This window comes from Cellvibrio japonicus Ueda107, assembly GCF_000019225.1.
GTDB classification, from domain to species: Bacteria; Pseudomonadota; Gammaproteobacteria; order Pseudomonadales; family Cellvibrionaceae; genus Cellvibrio; species Cellvibrio japonicus.
In genome coordinates this window covers 2419416-2441955 of sequence record NC_010995.1, presented here as the reverse complement: position 1 = coordinate 2441955, position 22540 = coordinate 2419416, and the positions used below count along the sequence as shown (strand labels likewise).

The window sequence follows — 22540 nt, the reverse complement described above, 5'->3', positions numbered from 1 at the left end:
TGCGAGTTTTGCGCTTCTGTTTTTAATCTATGCTTTGTCCTGTTGTGGTGCAGGAGTATTTGCTTCGTTCATTCATGGTGCCAAAAGTTTCTTACTTGGATATGTATTTATATTTATCTTATTGATTTTTATTGGAATAGTTTTTTCTGGAGTGAAAATTGCAGCGCCGCGGCCGAGTTTCAAAATGGGGATTTTGGGCAGTATTTTGCATTTATTTGGTGCATTCGATTGGCCGTAAATTTCCCGTGGGCACTTATTGATCCGGATATCTTTCCCATAATGGTGCGCTATTAGTGGGATTTTCTAGTACGGGCACTCCAATTTCATAAGGGCATATATGCCTGACAATAACATGAGGTAATCATGAAGAAGCTGAACTCTATGTCCATTTCTATGCTGGCAGGTTTGTGCCTGTCGGTTTTGGCCTCGGGCTCTATGGCACAGGATACCGGGATTAACGGGGCTAATACTGCTTGGGTTCTCACTGCAACCGCCCTGGTTCTGTTTATGACATTGCCGGGTCTATCCCTGTTTTACGGCGGCCTGGTGCGCGTCAAAAATATCTTGTCGGTGTTGATGCAATGTTTTGCTATCGCTTGCCTGGTATCGCTGTTGTGGCTGGTGGCCGGTTATAGCCTTGCTTTTGGTGAAGGTAATGCCTGGATTGGCGATTTCAGTATGTTCATGATGGCGAGTATCGAAGAGTCCAGCCTGGCAGGAGATATCCCCCTGAGCCTCCATGCCGCTTTCCAGATGACCTTTGCCATTATTACCCCGGCATTGATTGTGGGAGCCTTTGCGGAGCGTATGAAGTTTTCGTCCATGTTGCTGTTTACGGCGCTGTGGTTGTTTGCGGTATATATCCCCATTTGCCATTGGGTATGGGCAAGCAGTGGCTGGTTGTTCCAAATGGGGCTGCTGGATTTCGCAGGTGGAACGGTGGTTCACATTACCGCCGGTGTGGCGGCCTTGGTCGCGGCGCTGGTATTGCGTGAGCGCCAGGGTTTTCCGACTACAGCTATGCCGCCGCACAACATGACGATGACGGTGACGGGCGCCGGTATGCTGTGGGTCGGCTGGTTTGGGTTTAACGCTGGCAGTGCCCTGGCGGCCAATGAAAATGCCGCTATGGCGCTGCTGGTTACGCATATTTCTGCGGCAGCAGGTTCTTTGGCGTGGATGGTCATTGAGTGGATTCGCTTCAGGAAGCCCAGCGTACTCGGTATTGTCACTGGCATGGTGGCAGGCTTGGGAACTATTACACCGGCATCCGGCTATGTTGGCCCGGGCGGAGCCTTGGTGATTGGTTTGAGTGCGGGTGTTATTTGCTTTGTGATGACGCATATGGTGAAGCGTGTGTGGAAGATCGACGACTCGCTGGATGTGTTCCCGGTGCACGGCGTTGGCGGTATCCTCGGCACCTTGCTGGCGGGCGTTTTTGCAGCGACAGGACTTGGCGCCTTTAGCGGCCAGGGGTTGGCTGAGGGCGTTACTATTGCGCATCAGATGGGGGTACAGTTACTGGGTGTAGTGGTGACCCTGGTGTATACCGCGGTAGTGACTTATGTGTTGCTCAAGCTGACAGGGCTTTTTACCAACGGCTTGCGTGTGACTCGCGAGGAAGAGATTATTGGTCTCGATTTGAGTTTGCATGAAGAGGATGGCTACAAACTCTAACAGATATTTGATCTGCCGTTGATTAATATCCGGCTGTTGTCGATTGCGCCCATACCTTTGCTCCAGAGGTATGGGCGTTTTAATTAGGTCATAAAGCTTTCTGCAGGTGTTAACGTGTTTTGTCCCTGGAGGATATTGAGCTAGGGTTATACCTGTGCTGTTTTGTGTGGTTGTCGGGGCGTTATGTCCAATCTTGTATTGATTATCTTGTGCCTGTTGCTTGGGATTTTGTTCCAGAGGCTTAAGGCGTTTCCTCCTAATGCATCCCTTTCGTTAAATGCCTATGTAATCTACGTGGCATTGCCTGCATTGATCCTCAACGAAATTCCCAAATTGCGCCTTGATCATCATGCGGTATTGCCGGTGGTTGCCGCCTGGCTGGTTATGGGGTTTTGTGCGTTGATTACCTACCTGACTGCCCGTTGGCGCGCCTGGTCTTCGGAGGTTACCGGTGCCATGTTATTGGTGGTAACCCTGGGTAATAGCGGTTTCCTGGGAATTCCATTGATTGAAGCGCATTTGGGCGCGGAGGCAATTCCCTATGCGATCCTTTATGATCAATTTGGAACATTTATTGCGCTGAATACATTTGGGATCCTGGTTGCGGGTTATTACGCCAATACCTCCAGTCATTGGCTGGATCTGTGTAAAAATATTCTGCGTTTTCCTCCTTTTATTGCACTGATTTTTGCGTTCCTGTTGCGTGGTATGGGCTATCCTGATTGGTTACTGGATGTACTGCCACGGATTTCATCTACACTTGTGCCTGTAGTCATGGTGGCGGTCGGATTACAGTGGCAATTGCGGCTGGAGTCGGATCACCTTGAGCCTTTAGGGATAGGCTTGGTTTATATTCTGGTGTTAGCACCAGCGTTTGCCTTGGGAGTTTGTCTGCTGTTGGGAATTCGCGGTTTGGCAGCCCAGGTAGTCGTGTTAGAGGCGGCCATGCCCGCGATGATTTCAGCGGGAGTATTGGCTATATCACATAATTTAGCGCCACGGTTGGCGTCCTCACTGGTAGGGTATAGCTTGATGTTAGCCCTGGTCAGCGTGTGGCTCTGGCGGTTCGTGGTGGTTTAGCAGTGGCTTGAACGAGGTTGTTGGGCCTGGAAGGTGAATATGGTTAGCGGGCTCTCAAGTCCATTGCCAGATAATGTCTGGGATCGATTAGGTTTGCGTGCGGCAGGTGCCTACGGTGGCTACCTGGCTGCGTATAGCGCGGGCACCTTGCCTGCGGGTGTATTGATTGTGCGGCCTGTCCTGGATGTCCAGGGTAATTTGCTGCTTTCCCCCCATCAGCCTTTTGATGCTGATGCGCTTGCTGCGCTGCAGGGTAGGTCGTTAGCTGAGCCTTTGGCGCGTTCAGTGACCCTGGTTTCTCCCCTGACGGTAGATATGCTCAGGCGCGACCTGACGGATTGGGCGCGCCAGGATAGCTTTTTTGTCGTGCTGGAAGAGCATCGCCCCTTTCTCCAGCAATTGGCGACCCATGCAGAATCGCTGCCCGAGCATCCATTGCTGCAGCAGCATCTCAGTGTGATGGCGAGTCAAATGCCTGGTCTCTACAAGCGGGCGCTGTTTACCGCATTAATGGCGGTGTTGCTTGGGGATGAAATGCGTTTATCGCCTGCCGATCGCCGAGCGCTTTTCTGGGCGGCGCTTTATCACGATATTGGTATGCTTTATGTCGAGCCGGAGATTCTCCATAAAGTCGAGCCGCTTACCTTGGATGAGTGGTTCCATATCTAGTTGCATGTGGAAATTGCCCAGGCGTTGATGATGTTGATTCCCGGGCTGCCTGATTCCGTCGGACTTGCGGTATTGGAACACCAGGAGCGCTGTGATGGCACGGGTTATCCCGCCGCCAAGCTGGACAGTGAATTAAGTTTGTTGGGGCAGCTGCTGGCACTGGCTGATTCGGTAGTCGCGATTTATTTCAATCGTTTATTGCCCTATGGTCGTGGTTGGCGCGATGCTATTCCGATCATTGAGCGCAGTGCCCAGGAGTATTTATTCCGGGCGGTTGATCTGCTGTCGGCATTGGTGCGACGCAGCGATTTACCGGTAGCCAGTGTAGTATCCGGCTCGGCGGTCACCGATTTTTTGCAGCAGTTCCATTCCCAGCATGAGCGGCTCCAATGTTGGTTTGATGCGCTCAAGGGGTGTCTGTTGGAGATTGGGTTTACCCACCGCGACAGGCGCCTTCACTCACTGCAAAACGTTGTGTTGCATCTGGCGACGGCCTACAAAGGGGTGGTGGCACAGCAGCCGGCCCTGGATCGACAGTTGGTGAATCTCATGGAGCAGCCAGCAACGGAGATTCCCCAGGATTTGCAGGACCATTGCCTGTTGCAATTGGAGGTCGTATTCCATCTGCGCCGGCTCAGTTTGATGTTACAGCAGTATCTGGCTGCCGGTGGTAGCGCAGATGAACTGATTCAAAGCAAGCTGGAAGCCTGCTTTGGGCAGATTAGCGGTTATCTGGAGCAATCTGTCGATCGATGAAAAAACGCTGCCGGTTGGCAGCGTTTTTTCAGGGTTACTGGTTATGCCAGAAAGGCTGTCCCAGTGTAGGTGTGCTGGGGCTGGCTGTCTGGCGTTTCTGCATCAGGCCAGCGTTGTAGGCCTTGCGTCCTGCATCAATAGCATCGGCAAAGGCTTCTGCCATCAAAGGTGGGTTATGCGCTTTGGCGACAGCCGTGTTGAGCAGGATTCCGTCATATCCCATCTCCATGGCTTCGGCTGCCTGTGACGGAGCCCCCAGCCCGGCGTCAATAATCATCGGGACATCTTTGATGCGCTCGCGCAGGCTGCGCAGGTTGTAACGATTGAGCAGTCCCTGGCCTGTGCCTATAGGTGCACCCCAGGGCATGAGTACCTGGCAGCCGACATCCAGCAGGCGTTTGCACAGGATTAAGTCATCCGTGCAGTAGGGCAGTACTTTGAATCCCTGCTTGATCAGTATCCCGGCGGCTTCTACCAGCCCGAATGGATCGGGTTGCAAGTTGTAGTCGTCACCAACCACTTCCAGTTTGATCCAATCGGTATCGAAAATTTCGCGTGACATTTCTGCCAGGGTTACGGCTTCTTTGACACTTTTGCAGCCGGCGGTATTGGGGAGCAGGCGGCAGCCACTGTCCTGGATGTATTGCCAGAAGGTATCGCCATCGCGGTTGGCAGGGTTTTGTCGGCGCAGCCCCAGGGTAACTATGTCGCAGCGGGATTTTTCAATGGAATCGCGCATTAGCTGTGGAGAGGCGTAGAGGGCGGTCCCCAACAGGAAACGGCTATTGAAGTGCTCGCCATAGAGGACAAAATCTTTGGTTTGGCTCATATCAGCCACCTCCCACGGGTTTAACAATGTCTACCTGGTCGCCGTGCTGTAACCGATGGCTGGTGTAGGTGGAGCGGGGTATAAATTCGCCATTGATAGCAACAGCGATTTTGCTGTCGCCATAACCCCAGAGGTCGATAGCTTCGCTGAGCAGGCTGTCGGTAGCCAGCTCGCGGGCCTCGTTGTTTAGACTGATAGTGATCATAGCGGGGATGCCTTATAAAACACGGTTCAATGGATGGCTAAAAGGGACGTCCTTTTGCTCGTGAACCAGCGCTAATACATTGTCGACTACTGCCGGCGCCAACAAATAGCCGTGGCGGAATAAACCATTGGCGGTAATCAGGCCAGGCTGTTGGATAACCCGGGGCATATTGTCCATAAACGCCGGGCGCAGGTTGGTATCCAATTCAATAATGCGCGCCTCGGCAAAGGCGGGTGACAATGTGTAAAGCGCACTGCTCAGTTCCAGGCTGGATTGGATACTGACCGGTGAGCTGTCTTCACTTTCAATTTGGGTGGCGCCAATGATAAAGCGATGGTTTGGTTTTGGCACTGCATACAATTGGTAGCGCGGGTGCATAAGGCGGACGGGGCGTTGCAGGTGGATTTCACGTGTCTCGACATGCAATGTTTCACCGCGCACTCCACGCAAGGCTTGTGCTGGCATTTGCGTTTTGGCACCCAGGCCGCGGCAATCGATGACACAATCTGCTTGCCATTGCCGCTCCTGGCTGTGCACACGGTAAGGCGCTACCGCTACGGCTGTTCTTTCGTGGATCGCGACTCCCAGTCGCTGTAACTCCACCCCTAGTTGCTGCATAAGTTCACGATTGTGGATATGACCCTCTTCAGCAAGGAAAAGCCCTTGCTGTAACCCCGGATTCAAGTCTGGCTCCAGTTGCTGAATGGCAACCCCATCGAGTCGCTGATAGCCCCGACACTCAGGGATAACAAAGCGCAGTTCCTGCTCGAACTGATCCAGCTCCGGGTAATCCTGTGGGTGGGCTACCACCAGGCTGCCCTGGTAATGGAACAATGGGGTTTCCTGTGGCGGAAGGCCTGCCAGCCACTCGGGCCAGCGCTGCAAGGCGTATAGCCCCATGCGATAGACATCCGCATCGGATACCACTGCTTCACTGAGGGGAGCTACCATACCGGCGGCGGTAAAGGCGGCAGCGCGTTGGCCTTGCGGTGGTTGCAGTAAGCTGCCAGCCTCAAACACGCTGATGTGATGACCTGCGACAGCCAGCCGCCAGGCAAGCAGGCGCCCTAAAAGGCCGGCGCCAGCAATGGCAATATGCAAGGAGGATGGGTTCACGCTGCTTGTCTCTTGGGGCTGCTTTCTTGGGCAAATTACGGGTGAGCTGAGGTGTGTGAGGAAGGGCTGGTACCGGATGGGCAGCACTTGTTCCCTCCGCAGGTCTCAACCTGATCAGGTTCTACGGGTTGGGCCGAACCCATCTCAGCCTTCGCAATAGCTGTGCTACCAAGGCGCCCCGACAAGAGGGCGCCAATATACTGGTCACCAGGGGTCAGGGCAAGGTGCGTTCAACGCGGCTGATGAGTTCGCCTTCTGCCAGGCGGGTTTTAACCAGTTCGCCAGTGACGATTTGCTTGCTGCTGGAAATCAGCTGGCCGCTCTCGGCATGGCTGGTCAGGGAGTAGCCGCGCTCCAGGGTATTCAATGGGTTGAGGGTATTCAGCAGGCGCAGGGCTGCGTTAAAGCGCTGTTTGTATCCCTGGAGTTGTTGTTTTTGCAGCGATACCAGGCGCTGTTGTTGCTGTGCGAGTTTTTCATGCAGGCGCACAATACGCACCTGTGGATGATGGGGCTGCAAGCGCAAGCGTAGTTGCTCAAGCTTATGCCGGTAGTTACCCAACTGGTGCTGGATATGGGCTTTGAGGCGCAGTTCCAGGTTGTCGAGCCGCTGGCCCTGCTGCTCCAGCCGCTCGCGCGGGTGGCGGAGGCGCTGGCGCAGCCAGGTTAATCGCTGCTGCCAATGGCGCAATTTGCGCAACATGGCTTCCTCCAGCAGCACTTCAAAACCGATAAATTTATCCAGCCAGTCGTTACCATCGGGTACCACCAGTTCTGCCGCAGCCGATGGTGTAGGGGCGCGCAGGTCAGCGACAAAATCGGCAATGGTGAAGTCCACCTCGTGGCCTACGCCGCTGATGACAGGAACCCGGCTGGCAAAGATGGCGCGTGCGACTATCTCCTCGTTAAATGGCCATAAATCTTCCAGGGAACCGCCGCCACGCGCCACTATAAGCACATCAAACAGTCCGCTGCGATTGGCCAGCTCAAGGGCGCGCACAATTTGCGGCGCAGCTTCTTTGCCCTGCACGGCGACCGGGATAAGGGTAACGGGAATAGCAGGAAAACGCCGTTCCAGTACACTCAAAATATCGCGAATGGCAGCGCCAGTAGGGGATGTGATAACCCCTATGCGCCCGGGCAGGCCGGGTAGTGGTTTTTTATAGGCGGGGTCGAATAAACCCTCCTGGCCGAGGCGCGCTTTAAGCTGCTCGAAGGCGCGCTGCAAGGCCCCTGTACCGGCTTCCTCCATGTGTTCCACGATAATTTGATAGTCGCCGCGCCCTTCGTACAGGCTAACACGTGCACGGATCAGTACCTGTTGTCCCTGTTGGGGCTTGAAGCGCACCAGCATATTGCGGTTGCGGAACATGGCGCAGCGCACCTGGGCCTGGTCGTCTTTGAGGGTGAAGTACCAATGGCCGGAGGAGGGAATGGATACATTGGACAACTCGCCCTCTACCCACAGCAGCGGAAACTGGGTTTCCAGCAGCTGACGGGCGCGGCGATTGAGTTGGCTGACACTAATGATTTCCCGCTCGGGGGAAAAGTGTGCAGGGGTCGATGTAAACAGGTCTTGATGGCTCATAGGGTGCACATTCTAGGGCCTATGCCTGCGTCTTGTCTTGCCCGAAAACCTGTTGCCAGCACAAGATCTTGTGTTTACCCATGGCGGGTGAGCCGGTATAATCCCGCGTTTATTTTTACCGGACAAAATACTGCTGCATAAGGGCTTTGGGATCCCGGCCTTTAGCGAACTGGCAGTCGACCGGATTTGAATCCTGCAGAGGTTGGGTTGAAGTATGTTGCGAATTGTTGAAGAAGCGCTCACGTTTGATGATGTGTTGCTGGTGCCCGGCCTTTCCGAGGTTACCCCCAAGGATGTGTCACTGAAAACCCAATTGACACGCCGCATTCAACTGAACATTCCGCTGATTTCTGCCGCAATGGATACCGTTACCGAAGCGCGCCTGGCTATTGCTATTGCGCAGGAGGGGGGTATTGGCATCATCCACAAAAGCATGCCTATCGAGCAGCAGGCTGCCGAAGTGCGCGCGGTGAAAAAATTTGAAGCCGGCGTGGTGAAGGACCCCATCACTATCGATTCCGAGGCGACTATTCGCGAGCTGATCGCACTGACACGCAAAAACAATATTTCCGGTGTGCCTGTGCTGCATAAGGGCGATCTGGTGGGCATAGTCACTGGCCGTGATGTGCGTTTTGAAACCAACCTGGATGCCAGTGTATCCAGCATCATGACCCCCAAAAACCAACTGGTCACCGTGAAGGAAGGCTTCACTCCCGAAGAAGTGCGCAACTTGTTGCACAAACACCGCATTGAGAAAGTGCTGGTAGTAAACGACAAGTTCGAGCTGCGTGGCCTGATTACCGTTAAGGACATCAACAAGGCCGAAAAATACCCCAGTGCGTGCAAAGACCCGGAGGGCCGTCTGCGTGTCGGTGCCAGTGTGGGCACCAGCCGCGATACCGATGCGCGTGTTGATGCGCTGGTTGAAGCAGGTGTTGATGTGCTGGTGGTGGATACTGCCCACGGCCACAGTAAAAACGTATTGGATCGTGTGCGTGCCATTAAAACCAAATACCCCGACGTTCAAGTGATTGGCGGCAATATTGCGACCGGTGCTGCAGCCCTGGCGCTGGTAGAGGCGGGCGCTGATGCCGTGAAGGTCGGGATTGGTCCCGGTTCTATTTGTACTACCCGTATCGTATCCGGTGTAGGTGTGCCGCAAATTTCTGCGATCGCCAATGTAGTTGCCGCACTGAAAGGTACAGGGGTTCCCGCCATCGCGGACGGTGGTATTCGCTATTCGGGTGACATTGCAAAAGCCATAGTCGCGGGTGCCCACGCGGTGATGATGGGCTCCATGTTTGCCGGTACCGAGGAAGCCCCGGGCGAAGTCGAACTCTACCAGGGACGCACCTATAAGGCGTACCGGGGTATGGGATCTCTGGGAGCTATGGCGCAAACCCAAGGCTCCAGTGATCGTTATTTCCAGGATGCCAGCGCCGGCGCTGAAAAGCTGGTACCCGAAGGCATCGAAGGCCGGGTGCCCTATAAAGGCCCACTGGCAGCCATAGTGCACCAGATGATGGGAGGCGTGCGTTCAGCAATGGGCTATACCGGCTGTGCCGACCTTGAATCCATGCGTACCAAGCCGGAGTTTGTGCGTGTCACTGCTGCCGGTATGGGCGAGAGCCATGTGCACGATGTGCAGATCACCAAAGAAGCACCTAACTATCCGATTGGCGGGCGTTAATCAGCAACTGCTCCGCAACACGAAAAACTCGGGCTTGCCCGAGTTTTTCATTTAAGCCGCGAAACCTTTTTCTTTTTACTCAGGAACTAGCATGACTCACGATATACACGCCCAGCGAATTCTGATCCTGGATTTCGGCTCGCAATACACTCAACTGATTGCGCGCCGCGTACGCGAAATCGGTGTTTTCTCGGAAATTCGCGCCTGGGATATGAGCGACGATGAAATCCGTGCTTATAAGCCCAGTGGGATTATCCTCGCCGGCGGTCCTGAATCTACCACGGAAGAGGAGGCACCCCGAGCACCTGAAGCGGTATTTGCACTGGGAGTTCCTGTCCTGGGTATTTGCTACGGTATGCAAACCATGGCGATGCAAATGGGGGGCTGGGTAGAGTCTTCCGCTATTCGTGAATTCGGCTATGCACAGATCAAGGCTCATGGTCAGTCCTCATTGTTGCAGGATATTAAAGATCATGTGGATCAGGATGGCTCTGCGTTACTGGATGTGTGGATGAGCCATGGTGATAAAGTCACCAAAATGCCGGAAGGTTTTGAACTGATGGCGTCTACGCCCTCCTGCCCCATTGCCGGCATGTATAACGAGGCGAAAAAATTCTACGGTGTGCAGTTCCATCCGGAAGTAACCCATACCTTGCAAGGCAAGCGTTTGTTTGAGCACTTTGTATTGCAACTCTGTGCCTGCGAAAAGCTCTGGACCCCTGCCAATATTGTAGAAGACGCTATCAAAAAGGTGCGCGAACAAGTCGGTACCGATAAAGTGCTGCTGGGCCTTTCCGGTGGGGTAGACTCTTCTGTAGTGGCAGCGTTGTTACACCGTGCTATTGGCGACCAGCTCACCTGTGTGTTTGTGGATAACGGATTGCTGCGCAAAAATGAAGGCGATCAGGTGATGGACATGTTTGCCAAAAACATGGGTGTGCGCGTGATTCGTGCGGATGCGGAACAGCTGTTCCTGGGCAAGCTTGCTGGTGTGAGTGACCCGGAGAAAAAACGCAAAATCATTGGCGGTACCTTTATCGATGTATTTGATACTGAAGCGACCAAATTACAAGAAGTGAAGTGGTTGGCCCAAGGTACCATTTACCCGGATGTGATCGAGTCCGCCGCCGCCAAAACCGGCAAAGCCCATGTGATTAAATCCCACCATAATGTCGGTGGTTTGCCGGAAGACATGGCCTTTAAATTGGTGGAGCCCCTGCGTGAACTTTTTAAAGATGAGGTCCGCGCTATTGGCTTGGAGTTGGGCCTGCCCTATGACATGGTGTACCGCCATCCATTCCCGGGCCCGGGTTTGGGGGTACGTATTCTTGGCGAAGTGAAAAAAGAATATGCCGATATTCTGCGCGAAGCTGATGCTATTTTTCTGGAGGAGTTGCGCGCAGCCGATTGGTACCACAAAACTTCCCAGGCATTTGCTGTCTTCCTGCCGGTCAAGTCGGTTGGTGTTGTCGGTGATGGTCGCCGTTATGAATGGGTCATATCACTGCGCGCGGTAGAGACGGTCGACTTTATGACAGCGCGCTGGGCTCACCTGCCTTACGAACTGTTGGAAAAAGTGTCCAATCGGATTATCAATGAAATTTCCGGTGTGTCGCGTGTGTGCTATGACGTATCGAGCAAACCGCCCGCTACCATTGAATGGGAATAAATATGGCAGGAAGCTGTCTGACCGCCTGGTGTTGTGCCAGGCGGTAACAATAAATTCTTCTGTGACCTGTTTATGCCAAGAATTCTGTCTTTTATTAATACGAGCTTGTGTTTTGTTGTCGGATTTGGATTGGCAATGGTTTCTGCCGCGGAGTCATCTGTTAATGCATCTGCCGCTGTTGATGAACCCTCTCTGTCCATTCCATCGGTAAACCAAACCCCTGAGGCTGTTGCGGTAACTACGGAAACGGCAGTTGCTTCTGATAGCAAGGAACTGCTCCAGGCATCTTCTGTGGCGACACAGGTTATTGCACAAGAGCCGCAGCAAAAACTGGAAATGCTGACCCTTGCGGCAGCAGGTACCACTGCATCGGTACATGCGAGTAGCAGTCTTGCCAATGCATCTTCCAGTGTTGATGGTTACGCTTCATCGGCGGTAAGCCCTGTAGAAAACCCGCTCGCACAAGCTGCATCCAGTGTTTCATCTGTATCATCAGTTGATGGTTCTGTTAACTCAAGTGACGCTGGCCTTGCAGCTGAAGTGCCTGAGGTCAACAAGTTGGTTGATATGGAAACCTTGCTGGGCACTAAAACAATCCTGGATACACAAATCAACCCTAATAGTTATGTTCGCCTAACCTGGAATTCCGATGTTGCGGTTGGTGGCTTTAGTGAAGCAACACCGGTTCTGGTGGTGAATGGTGCAAGCCCGGGAAAAACACTCTGCTTGGTTGGTGCCATTCACGGCGATGAGTTGAATGGCATCGAGATGATTCGCCAAGTGGTTTTTAGTATCGAACCTTCCAAATTAACGGGGACGATCATTGGTGTTCCTGTGGCAAATATCATGGGGTTTCGTCGTAATTCCCGCTATTTGCCCGATCGCCGCGACTGGAACCGCTATTTTCCCGGTAATACCTATGGCAGTTCTGCATCCCGGCTTGCCCATTCATTTTTTACCCGTGTAATCACTCACTGTGATGCATTAGTGGATCTGCATACCGGCTCGTTTCACCGCACCAACTTGCCACAATTAAGGGCTGACCTGGCCGATGAGAATGTCGCACGCCTTGCGCAAAGTTTTGGCGATATTGCGGTGTTAAACAGTCGCGGCAATCCCAATTCCTTGCGTGCTGCCGCCGTGCGCGCTGGCATTCCCTCAGTGACACTGGAAGCGGGTGAGCCTATGGCAATGCAAAGTGATGTTGTCGTTGCCGGTGTTGCGGCGATTAATACACTGCTTGCCAAAACGGGTATGTATGGCAAGCAGCGGCGCTGGAACCGAATTGCCCCTGTGTATTACCGATCCGTTTGGGTGCGGGCCAACCAGAGCGGAATCCTTTTCAGTAAAGTCACCTTGGGCAAGCGAGTGAAAGAGGGCGAATTACTGGGAACCGTGACTGATCCCATCACCAATGCCCGTACCAGTATTTACTCACCCTATGATGGCCGTGTATTGGGGATGGCTCTGGACCAGGTAGTGCTGCCGGGGTTTGCGGCTTATCACATAGGCATACAAACACCGGAGTCGATCCTGATCGAGGAAAGCCAGCTCAATGAGCCACCAGCACCGGAAGTTGATGAAGAAGATGGCGATGATGCCGGTGTAGATCCCACAGATGATATGCAAGAACCGGAAACCGGTGTAAGCAAGGCTCAGGATCGGATGGCAGATGGTTAGAGAAAATCTAATTGTTAATTTATATATGAGATTAATATTAACGTTCTTAGTTGCCAATAGTAAATTTCCGCAGGAATAAAAACAGGGGAAGTTGTTTTATCTACCGCTATGCCTTTCTGATTAAGTCCCCTGATCAATTTTATAATTTCTATAAGTCAAGGATTTCGAGAATGTTTTCGTGGGCTAATTTTTTCACTACTATTATTCTTATTCTTGGGTGTGTTCATGTTAGCGCCCAATCTTTACCTCCCTCTAGTTCTGGATCAGTAGTTCCTGTTGGCGCAACAGCGAGTAGCTTTCGTGTCGATGAGTCTGGGGCGGCCACTTATACCATTCCTATTCTTTCACCCTCTGGTGTTGCAGGTGTTGCACCGCAGTTATCGATTAATTACAGCAGTCAGGGAGGGGCTGGATTAGTGGGTTATGGTATGAACCTAAGCGGTTTAGGTGGCATTAGCCGATGTCGCCAGACCCTTTTGCAAGACTCTGCTGCATTTCCATTGAGTTGGGGCGAGAGTGATCGCTTTTGTCTGAATGGACAACGACTTATGTTGGTGTCTGGCAGCTATGGTGCGGCAGGAAGTACATATAAAACCGAGATTGACGCTTATGTTGTGGTGACTGCCAGGGGGGGGCGACAGGTAATCCTGATTATTTTGAGGTGGAAGCAAAGGATGGTTCAACCAGTACCTTTGGCGGTACAGCTGATTCCAAGGTTACAGGTACTTCCAATCTGGCATGGGCATTAAGTCGTTTTAAGGATAATCTGGGTAACCGCATTGATTATGTGTACGAAGGTGATAACACCACCGGTCAGCGTATCAAACGAATTAATTATGCCTATGCCCAGGTAAATACCAGCACTAATGCCAAAGCATCAATAGTGTTTGACTATGCAGATCGTACTGACACCTATAGGGTTTACATCAGTGGTTATTCATATCGTTATTCAAAGAAGCTGACCAATATTAAAACCTATAACAATAATGCCTTGGAACGTACCTATAATTTTTATTATCAAACAAAACCCGCTAAATCACTGGCTGAACGATTGGATCAGGTTGAAGAATGTTTTGGAACTGACTGTTATCCACGAATGAGCTTCTCGTATACGCCCGAAAGAGATTACCAAATATCCAGTAACGGGGGCAGTAGTTTGGATGTTGAAAATCTTATAGATTATAAATTTTTTGATATTAATGGTGATGGAATTCTGGATATTGCATGGGTTAGTCAATATCCAATCAATGCAGCTGACTTTGCTTACAAGCATGTTGTCAAATTTGCACTGGGTACTGGCGTGGGATACCTGCAAAAATCTTATGAAAGAGTTTTTTATGGGAATTTGCCCAGTGATACCACATTGCATGTTATTGATTACAATGCTGATGGTCGCCAAGACTTATTGGTTAGAAGTTATGATAATAGATGGCATGCTCTGGTAGCTCAGCCGATGGTTACAGGTGAGTGGACTTTTGGGATTGCTCCTGGAATTCCTTTTCAAAATAGGCATGTTGGATTTGTGGATCTTACTGGCGACGGCTTGACGGATGCCTATTTTATTGATGGTGCGAAAAAACTGCAGCTTTATAAGCTTGTTCCCAGGGATAATGCTGCGTCTCATGCAAGTAACATGAGATATCAGTTTTCCTTTATGAAAGAGTTAACCATTCCATTAGGTAATGTTCCTCCGGCCATTTCATCAAGTCCATGGACAATTGATAGTTCATATCCGGAAAAATCTGCTGATTATAATGGTGACGGCAGAGTGGATATTGTTCTTAGGCTGCGTAGGACTGTTACACAGTACAATACCTACCCTCCCCAAATAACAACAATAACAGCTGATGCTATCTTTATTACCAAAGGCGAGTTCGATAGTCCCGATTTTGAGTTTTTTTCTTTTATTACTGCAGAGAAACCGATAGATATTAATGGTGATGGATTGCCGGATAAAGTTAGTGGTAATTCTTTTCAATTAAACACTGGCGCTGGATTTTCCGACCCGATAAATTTCTCTGTAAATTTTGCATCGACATCTATTTCTGGTGTTCAGCGTGTTGATATTAACCAGGACGGATATTTGGATGTTGTTTGGAATGATACTTTTAACAAGATGATAAGGTATGGTTTGTGGAATTCTCATACTGAAGATTATGATTATTTTTCTACCCAATATCCTCTTTTGTCTGGCCAGACCACGTCTGACGATACCTACCAGTTTCTGGATGCAACAGGTGATGGTTGGATTGATCTCATTCAGCTTTCACCGATTTCAGGCTCTAACAATACACGCATTACACTTAAAAGATCTTTACCAAGTATAAACTCCTATAAAAAACCTTGGCTGTTAACTGGCGTCGTGGATGGCTTGAATCGTGAGTTATCTATTGATTATAAAAGGCTAAATGCTTCTGGTGATCATTACTCCACAATCTGGGGGGTTAATAGTTCGCAACAGATAACAACTTCTTGCTATCCATTAACTTACAATCAATCGATCACTACCTGTATTAAAACCTTTAGTAATTCTGTAGATGTTGTTGGCTTTTACCAGCAAATGAACAACCCATTTTCCTACCTTGGTGCTTCAGCACCTGTGCCGGACTATTCCATTCCCGTATTGGAAGTGGTAGGGAGTCCCAACTATGTGGTTACGTCGGTCGACAGGAGTATGCCGGCAGCAAATGATCCTGCGTTTAAAGCGCGTACCTTATATCGTTACCATCATGCACGGGCGCAGGCGGGCGGGCGTGGTTTCCTGGGGTTTGAAAAATTAACAACAATAGATCTGCAAACTGGTATACAAACGGAAACATCCTATCATCAGGACTGGCCGTATCTTGGAATGCCTCTGAAAACAAAAGTGTATAGCGGCAATTTGGTTGCAGGTCAGCCCATCATTTTGTCCGAGGCTGATAATACTTGGGCTTCGGCACGCGATGAGGCTAATAATGGGATTTATCGTGTCTTTCTGGATAAAGTGAAAGAGGTAAATTATGGTCTTAATAATAATGGCCTGGCGCAGGGGGCGAGCTTACAAACTGTCGAGACCGATACAGATTATGATGAGTATGGCAATGTTACCAAGATAATGGCTATCGCATCAGGAAGTGCTAACACCTCCGTCAAAACAACCTTCAACACCTATTACTCCAGTGTTTGGGAGAAGCGCCGGGGGCGTTTACAAAGTACGAGAACTGAAACCACCAAAAATAATTCTCCAGCAGTAACTCGACTATCCCAATTTGAATATTATGGTCAATCGGACACCTGGCCGGGTATGCTAAAGACAGAAATCATAGAGCCAGGTGTTAATCAGCTGGCGGTATCCTATGAATACGATAATGTGGGTAACCCCACTGTTGCACGCAAGACCGCCACTGTTAAACCTGGTGTACCACAAACCAGAAAAACAGAAACTGTTTATGATTCAAGCAGGCGTTTTGTGGAGACCACAAAGGATAGTTTAGGCAATTTGGTTTCAGGCGTTGTTACACGTAATACACTTGGTCTGCCTACGCAAATCAAGGATACCAATGGTGTCCTGATCAATATTCTCTATACCGTCGATGGCAGGGAGTATCAGCGTAGTGATAGCACAGGCGCCTGGAGCCATGTTAACAGGGCATTCTGCGATGGTTCCTCAGTGGTATGCCCAGCGGGAGCCAGGTATCGCGTAGAAAGCCTGGCCAGCGGTGGAGGAAAGTCAACCGATTACTTCGACAGGCTGGAGCGGATTGTTCGTTCCAGCAGGGTGATGTTCGATGGTAGGGAAAGTTACGTCGATACCGAGTATGACCGGCAGGGGCGCATTGCTCGCAAGAGTGAACCTTATTTCTCTGGTGACCCGGTTTATTGGTCGGTATTTGAATATGACTTGCTTGGGCGGGTAGTAAAGCTGATTGCACCTGATACCAGTATCACAACAACTGTCTATGACGGATATAAAACCATCATTACCAATGCCTTGGGGCAAACACGTATTGAAGAAAAAAATAGTCTGGGGCATGTAGTCAAGGTAGCTGATCATCTGGGTGGGACTATTACCTATGGAGTAAGCGCCTAACTAACCCCATCTATCGAGTTAATTGTTTTTTTACTAAGGTACTTTTCCTAAATTCACCAGGAGGCCTTATGAAAAAACGTAACGAAGAACAATGGCGAGCACTGTTTGCGCAGCACGACGCCAGCGGTGTATCAGCAGCCGTTTTTTGTAAGCAGAACGAGCTGTGCCCCAAATACTTCAGCTTGCGCCGCAAACAATTGGCAAAGATGGCCAGTAAAGAGGAAGCCGGTTTTGTTCGTGTAAAAGTAAAGCCCAAAATACCGCACGAAGCTTCTGGTGTGAAGGCTGCATCACTGACCATTCGCCATCATGTAGGCCAGCTTGAATTTGGCACACTACCGCCACCTCAGTGGCTGGCCCAATTGCTCAGGGCGTTGGCATGATCCAGTGGGATGATGTGCCGGTATACGTACACCGGCAACCGGTGGATTTTCGCAAATCCATTAATGGGTTGAGTGTCTTGGTGCAGGAGTCCATGGCACTGGAGGTATTTTCCCGATCCGTGTTTGTGTTTGGCAATCGCACCCGCAATAAAATAAAAATCCTCTACTGGGATAAAACCGGGTTTTGTCTGTGGTACAAACGATTGGAAAAAGACAAATTCAAATGGCCGCGCCGGGGTGATGCTGTGTTATCACTGACTCACGAACAGTTTGATTGGCTGTTGCGCGGGTTAGATATTGAAAAGCTTCAACCACACACAGAAAAATATTTCTTCTCGGCGAATTAGTGCTATCAACTTGTGCATGGGTTTTATAAAATATACCCATGAAAAATATTTCTGACCTTGTGCAAGAAAATATCGAACTGCAAAAAATAGTTGCGAATAAAGACGACATTATTTCATTGCATGAGAGATCCCTTCAAGAAAAAGAACAATCCCTTCACGCCAAAGAAAAGCGCATTCGCCTCCTTGAGGAATACATCCTCTCGCTTCAGCAAAAACAATTTGGCAGTTCCAGTGAAAAGCAGGAAGTGCTTCAAGCGGAGCTGGTCTTTACCGAAGCGGAGGATACCGCGGAAGCCGAAGCCCCTGAACAAGTGGATGCCTTTGCCGATGACACGGTTGTTGTAGCGGAGCATAAACGCAAGAAGAAACGTGCATCCATTCCCAAAGAGCTACATCGTATCGAGATTACCCACGATCTGCCTGAGGATCAAAAATGCTGTCCGCACGATGGATCGTTATTAAAACCCATCGGTTTTGAATCCCACGAACAATTAGACATTATCCCCGCCAGTGTTCGGGTGTTACATCACAAACGATTGAAATACGCCTGCCCCTGTTGCGAAAACTATCTTGTGACCGCAAAGAAACCCGCACAACCGATTGAAAAAAGTATCGCCTCACCCGGGCTGTTGGCCCATATTGCCACGCAAAAATATGTAGATGCCATGCCGCTGTATCGCCAGACGGACATTTTCAAACGTATTGGTGTGGAGATGGATCGCACTACACTCGCCAACTGGATGATCCGTTGTGGAAACCTGGTGCAGCCATTAATTAACTTGCTGCACGAAAGAATGTTGGAACAAACGATTCTTCATGCGGATGAAACGCGTGTGCAGGTGTTGAATGAAACCGGTCGTGCGGCTGAAACACAGAGTTTTATGTGGGTATTGCGCAGTACGCAACCCACGTGTGCAGCAGTGCTTTATCGCTACGAACCGACACGCAGTGGAAAAGTAATCACGGAATTGCTACGTGATTTTAATGGCGCACTCATGACCGATGGCTATGCAGCTTACAACGCACCTTGTGAAAAAAAGGGTATTACCCATTTAGCCTGTTGGGCACATGCGCGTCGCAAGTTTATCGAGGCACAAAAAATCCAGGCGAAGGGAAAAACCGGTAAAGCAGATCAAGCGATTGCGTTTATCCAGCAGCTCTATGGAATAGAAAAGGCGATTAAGGACAAAACGCCGGAAGAAAAATATCAACTGAGACAAACACAATCGCTGCCGGTGTTACAAAAAATAAAAGTCTGGCTGGATAAAAGCTTGGCACATTCACCGCCACAATCGTTGATTGGAAAGGCATTGCATTATTTGCATGAACAATGGCCGAAGCTGGTTCGCTATGTGGAATCGGGGGATTATCCGATTGATAACAATGCAGCGGAGAATGCAATCCGCCCGTTTGTGATTGGGCGAAAAAACTGGCTATTCTCCACAAGTCCCAAAGGGGCCACGGCGAGTGCAAATTTATACAGTGTGATTGAAACCGCCAAGGCCAATGGGCTGGAGCCTTATGGGTATTTAAAAACAATCTTCACTGAATTACCCAATGCGACAAGCCTCGAACAGATCGAGGCATTATTACCGTGGAATTACAAGGATGGGGTTAGTTAGGCGTTTACCCTATGGATATGATGCTCTGGGTAATTTGACCAGTGCTACAACAGCGGCAAGTAATAAGACCGTTAAAGTGCAAATGTGTTATGACGGTTTGGGGCGAAAAATCGCCATGCATGATCCGGATAAGGGCGGTTTTCTGGGTAATGCGACAGTGGCTTGTGATCAAGTAGACGATTACCTGGCATCACCGGCTTCATCTAAATTGGCTGGTTGGTGGTTTTATCGCTACAACGATTTTGGAGAGCTGATTGAGCAAACCGATACCAAGAAACAAGTGCAGTCTATGGATTATGACGCCTTAGGGCGCATGGTAACCCGCACAGACAAATTTACTGGCGGCGCTGTAGATACGCATACCAAATGGTATTACGACAAGGTTTATGGTGAATCAACTGCCCAACTAAAAACCCAGGGCAGGCTTACCGCCGTAGTAACCAGTTATGGTGGAGTAAATGAAACGTGTGGTGGTAGCAACTATTGCCAAACCTACACCTATGATAATTCATCACGTGTCACGGATACGGTCACCTATCTGCCCAATAACAGCCAGGGCTATATCAACTCGGTGAAATACGATTCTGTCGGTCGAGTGTATGAGACGCGAGACGTATTGAACGGCTTGGTTTCCAGCAATAGTGGGACTACCACATTGTTCAATGCTTATGGTTATAGCGAGCAAATCAGGGATTTGGCCACTGGTGATGTCTTGCAAAAAACGGTATCGGTCAACGCGCGCGGTCAGGTAAAAGAAGAATTGCGTAACAACGGTGGTGCTGGTGTTGTGACTTATGTCTATGATGATCGTACCGGTGTACTGAAAAATCGTAAGCGCCTAATCAACACCACTTTTGACATTCCATGGCAACAATGCCTCGATTTGCTCAAGGCTCGTAGCCTGCGGAAGTTCAGAAAAGACTTTTCGCAAATAGGTATAGGGCTCAAGTCCATTCGCTTTGGCCGTTTCAATCACGCTGTATAAATTCGCACTCGCTGCGGCCCCTTTGGGACTGGCAGAGAAGAGCCAGTTTTTACGCCCAATCACAAACGGACGAATGGCATTCTCCGCCGCATTGTTATCTATCGGGTAATCCCCCGACTCCACATAGCAAATCAATTTTGGCCATTGCTCATGCAGATAATGCAACGCTTTTCCAATTAACGATTGTGGTAGCGCATGGGCTATACTTTTATCTAACCAGGCTTTTATTTTTTGTAACATCGGCAGCGATTGTGTTTGCCTCAGCTGATATTTTTCTTCCGGCGTTTTGTCTTTTATCGATTTTTCTATTCCATAAAGCTGCTGGATAAACGCAATCGCCTGATCTGCTTTGCCGGTTTTTCCCGCCTTCTGGATTTTTTGTGCCTCGATAAATTTTCGCCGCGCATGCGCCCAACAGGCTAAATGGGTAATACTATTTTTTTCACAGGGTGCGTTATAAGCCGCGTAACCGTCGGTCATGAGAGCGCCATCAAAATCATGCAGCAATTCCGTGATCACCTTACCACTGCGTGTGGGGTCATAGTGGTAGAGCACCGCTGCACAAGCCGGTTGTGTACTGCGCAATACCCACATAAAGCTTTGCGTTTCAGCCGCACGCCCCGTTTCATTCAATACTTGCACTCGCGTTTCATCTGCATGAAGAATCGCTTGCTCCAACATTCTTTCATGGATCAGATTAATCAATGGTTGTACGATGGCGCCGCAGCGAACCATCCAGTTGGCAAGTGTCGTACGATCCATCTCCACGCCAATACGTTTGAAGATCTCCGTTTGGCGATACAGCGGTAAGGCATCCACATATTTTTGCGTGGCGATATGGGCCAGAAGGCCGGGTGAGGCGATGCTTTTTTCAATGGGTTGCGAAGGTTTCCTTGCAGTCACAAGATAGTTTTCGCAACACGGGCAAGCGTATTTCAAACGCTTGTGATGTAACACCCGAACACTGGCGGGAATAATGTCCAATTGTTCATGGGATTCAAAACCGATAGGTTTTAATTCAGCACCATCGTGCGGACAACATTTTTGACCCTCGGGCAGATCATGGATAATCTCGATGCGGGGTAACTCTTTGGGAATAGATGCACGTTTTTTCTTGCGCTTGTGTTCTGCCACCACCGTGGCATCGGCAAATGCATCGGCTTGCTCAGGGACTTCAGCTTCCGCTGTATCTTCCGCCTCGGTAAACACCAGCTCCGACTGGATCACGTCCTGCTTTTCACTGGAGCTGCCAAATTGTTTTTGCTGGAGCGAGAGGATATATTCTTCAAGAATACGAATACGTTTTTCTTTGTTTTGAAGGGATTTTTCCTGCGCTGAAATAATATCGTCTTTATCGGCAACTATTTTTTGCAGATCAATATTTTCTTGCAGAAGATCGGGTTTGTTTTCCATCCACACATCTTATAAAAAACCTGCGCAGGTTGATAGCACTAATTCGCCGAGAAGAAATATTTTTCTGTGTGTGGTTGAAGCTTTTCAATATCTAACCCGCGCAACAGCCAATCAAACTGTTCGTGAGTCAGTGATAACACAGCATCACCCCGGCGTGGCCATTTGAATTTATCTTTTTCCAGCCGCTTGTACCACAGGCAGAACCCGGTTTTATCCCAATACAGGATTTTGATTTTGTTGCGGCTGCGACTACCAAACACAAACACGGCGGGTGAAAATGCATCCAGACCCATGGATTCCTGCACCAGTACACTCAACCCGTTAATCGATTTACGAAAATCCACCGGCAGACGATGGACATAGACCGGTACATCTTCCCACTGGATCATGCCAGCTCCCTGAGCCAGTGGGCCAGCCATTGGGGGGGTGGCAATACACCGAATTCCAGCTTGCCAGCGTTACTGTGAATGACCAGGGCACTTGTCATCACCCCGGAAACACCAGGCTTCGTTTCCGGTTTCACGTTAACACGAACAAAGCCGGTTTCCATGTTACCAACCGCCCTCACCAATTGCTTGCGGCGCAGACTGAAGTATTTGGGGCACAGATTATGCTGTTTACAGAACTCTGCTGCTGATACACCGCTGGTATTGTGCTGTGTAAATAGTTCCTGCCATTGGTCACGCGTGCGTTTTTTCATAAAGCCTCCTATTGGTTGGGAGGCTGTACGCTAGTTGAAAAATGGAATTGTAGGTAGAGTGC

General features: G+C 50.0%; 19 protein-coding genes and 1 riboswitch. Of the genes, 12 read left to right on the top strand and 7 right to left on the bottom strand.

The features are described 5' to 3' along the window. Positions 1-363 precede the first annotated feature (363 nt). The 4 genes from CJA_RS10265 (at position 364) to CJA_RS10250 (ending at position 4182) form a co-directional block, all read left to right on the top strand. The gene (locus CJA_RS10265) at positions 364-1677 is read left to right on the top strand and encodes an ammonium transporter (RefSeq protein WP_012487714.1); all 1314 of its coding nucleotides are present in this window, start codon (positions 364-366) and stop codon (positions 1675-1677) included. 183 nt (positions 1678-1860) lie between these two features. Further along, positions 1861-2757, top strand: coding sequence for an AEC family transporter (locus CJA_RS10260; protein ID WP_012487713.1), 897 nt, complete (start codon positions 1861-1863; stop codon positions 2755-2757). Between the two features lie 39 nt (positions 2758-2796). Beyond that, entirely contained in the window at positions 2797-3426 is a 630-nt protein-coding gene (locus CJA_RS10255; protein ID WP_012487712.1) for an HD-GYP domain-containing protein, read from the top strand. Between the two features lie 6 nt (positions 3427-3432). Then, positions 3433-4182, top strand: coding sequence for an HD domain-containing phosphohydrolase (locus CJA_RS10250; RefSeq protein WP_262369314.1), 750 nt, complete (start codon positions 3433-3435; stop codon positions 4180-4182). Positions 4183-4216: 34 nt separating this feature from the next. Here CJA_RS10250 and CJA_RS10245 read toward each other — a convergent pair whose 3' ends face one another. From CJA_RS10245 to xseA, 4 genes are all read right to left on the bottom strand, one after another. Beyond that, positions 4217-5011, bottom strand: a complete 795-nt coding sequence (locus CJA_RS10245) for a thiazole synthase (RefSeq protein WP_012487710.1) — start codon at positions 5009-5011, stop codon at positions 4217-4219. 1 nt (position 5012) lies between these two features. Beyond that, on the bottom strand, positions 5013-5216 hold the full coding sequence (gene thiS / locus CJA_RS10240; protein WP_012487709.1) for a sulfur carrier protein ThiS: 204 nt from the start codon (positions 5214-5216) through the stop codon (positions 5013-5015). A 12-nt stretch (positions 5217-5228) separates the two neighbouring features. Beyond that, a complete protein-coding gene (gene thiO / locus CJA_RS10235; protein WP_187422465.1) occupies positions 5229-6332 on the bottom strand; it encodes a glycine oxidase ThiO in 1104 nt (367 codons plus the stop codon). Between the two features lie 74 nt (positions 6333-6406). Beyond that, a riboswitch (TPP riboswitch) is annotated at positions 6407-6523 on the bottom strand. A gap of 23 nt (positions 6524-6546) precedes the next feature. Further along, a complete protein-coding gene (gene xseA / locus CJA_RS10230; RefSeq protein ID WP_049765435.1) occupies positions 6547-7920 on the bottom strand; it encodes an exodeoxyribonuclease VII large subunit in 1374 nt (457 codons plus the stop codon). 214 nt (positions 7921-8134) lie between these two features. Here xseA and guaB point away from each other — a divergent pair, with 214 nt between their 5' ends. From guaB to tnpC (CJA_RS10195), 8 genes are all read left to right on the top strand, one after another. Beyond that, on the top strand, positions 8135-9610 hold the full coding sequence (gene guaB, locus CJA_RS10225) for an IMP dehydrogenase (protein ID WP_012487706.1): 1476 nt from the start codon (positions 8135-8137) through the stop codon (positions 9608-9610). Between the two features lie 91 nt (positions 9611-9701). Next, positions 9702-11279: a glutamine-hydrolyzing GMP synthase gene (gene guaA / locus CJA_RS10220; RefSeq protein WP_012487705.1), complete on the top strand. Its 1578-nt coding sequence runs from the start codon at positions 9702-9704 to the stop codon at positions 11277-11279. A 135-nt stretch (positions 11280-11414) separates the two neighbouring features. Further along, complete coding sequence (locus CJA_RS18680) at positions 11415-12959, top strand: succinylglutamate desuccinylase/aspartoacylase family protein (protein ID WP_148208848.1); 1545 nt, start codon at positions 11415-11417, stop codon at positions 12957-12959. 170 nt (positions 12960-13129) lie between these two features. Next, positions 13130-13708: a SpvB/TcaC N-terminal domain-containing protein gene (locus CJA_RS20015; protein ID WP_148208847.1), complete on the top strand. Its 579-nt coding sequence runs from the start codon at positions 13130-13132 to the stop codon at positions 13706-13708. Continuing rightward, positions 13621-17028 carry an FG-GAP repeat domain-containing protein gene (locus CJA_RS10210; RefSeq protein WP_012487703.1) on the top strand — a complete coding sequence of 1136 codons (3408 nt, stop codon included), beginning with the start codon at positions 13621-13623 and terminating at the stop codon, positions 17026-17028. Before CJA_RS20015 ends, CJA_RS10210 begins: the two co-directional genes overlap by 88 nt. Before the next feature lie 68 nt (positions 17029-17096). Continuing rightward, complete coding sequence (gene tnpA / locus CJA_RS18675; protein WP_012485813.1) at positions 17097-17411, top strand: IS66 family insertion sequence element accessory protein TnpA; 315 nt, start codon at positions 17097-17099, stop codon at positions 17409-17411. Continuing rightward, positions 17408-17758: an IS66 family insertion sequence element accessory protein TnpB gene (gene tnpB, locus CJA_RS10200; protein ID WP_012485814.1), complete on the top strand. Its 351-nt coding sequence runs from the start codon at positions 17408-17410 to the stop codon at positions 17756-17758. The genes tnpA (CJA_RS18675) and tnpB (CJA_RS10200) overlap by 4 nt, the downstream gene beginning before the upstream one ends. 38 nt (positions 17759-17796) lie before the next feature. Further along, positions 17797-19380: an IS66 family transposase gene (tnpC, locus tag CJA_RS10195; RefSeq protein ID WP_012487702.1), complete on the top strand. Its 1584-nt coding sequence runs from the start codon at positions 17797-17799 to the stop codon at positions 19378-19380. 838 nt (positions 19381-20218) lie between these two features. Here tnpC (CJA_RS10195) and tnpC (CJA_RS19765) read toward each other — a convergent pair. The 3 genes from tnpC (CJA_RS19765) to tnpA (CJA_RS10180) are packed head-to-tail and all read right to left on the bottom strand — an operon-like array spanning position 20219 to position 22478. Beyond that, entirely contained in the window at positions 20219-21778 is a 1560-nt protein-coding gene (tnpC, locus tag CJA_RS19765; RefSeq protein ID WP_049765381.1) for an IS66 family transposase, read from the bottom strand. A gap of 38 nt (positions 21779-21816) precedes the next feature. Continuing rightward, complete coding sequence (gene tnpB / locus CJA_RS10185; RefSeq protein WP_012486019.1) at positions 21817-22167, bottom strand: IS66 family insertion sequence element accessory protein TnpB; 351 nt, start codon at positions 22165-22167, stop codon at positions 21817-21819. After that, on the bottom strand, positions 22164-22478 hold the full coding sequence (tnpA, locus tag CJA_RS10180; protein ID WP_012486020.1) for an IS66 family insertion sequence element accessory protein TnpA: 315 nt from the start codon (positions 22476-22478) through the stop codon (positions 22164-22166). Before tnpA (CJA_RS10180) ends, tnpB (CJA_RS10185) begins: the two co-directional genes overlap by 4 nt. Positions 22479-22540 lie beyond the last annotated feature (62 nt).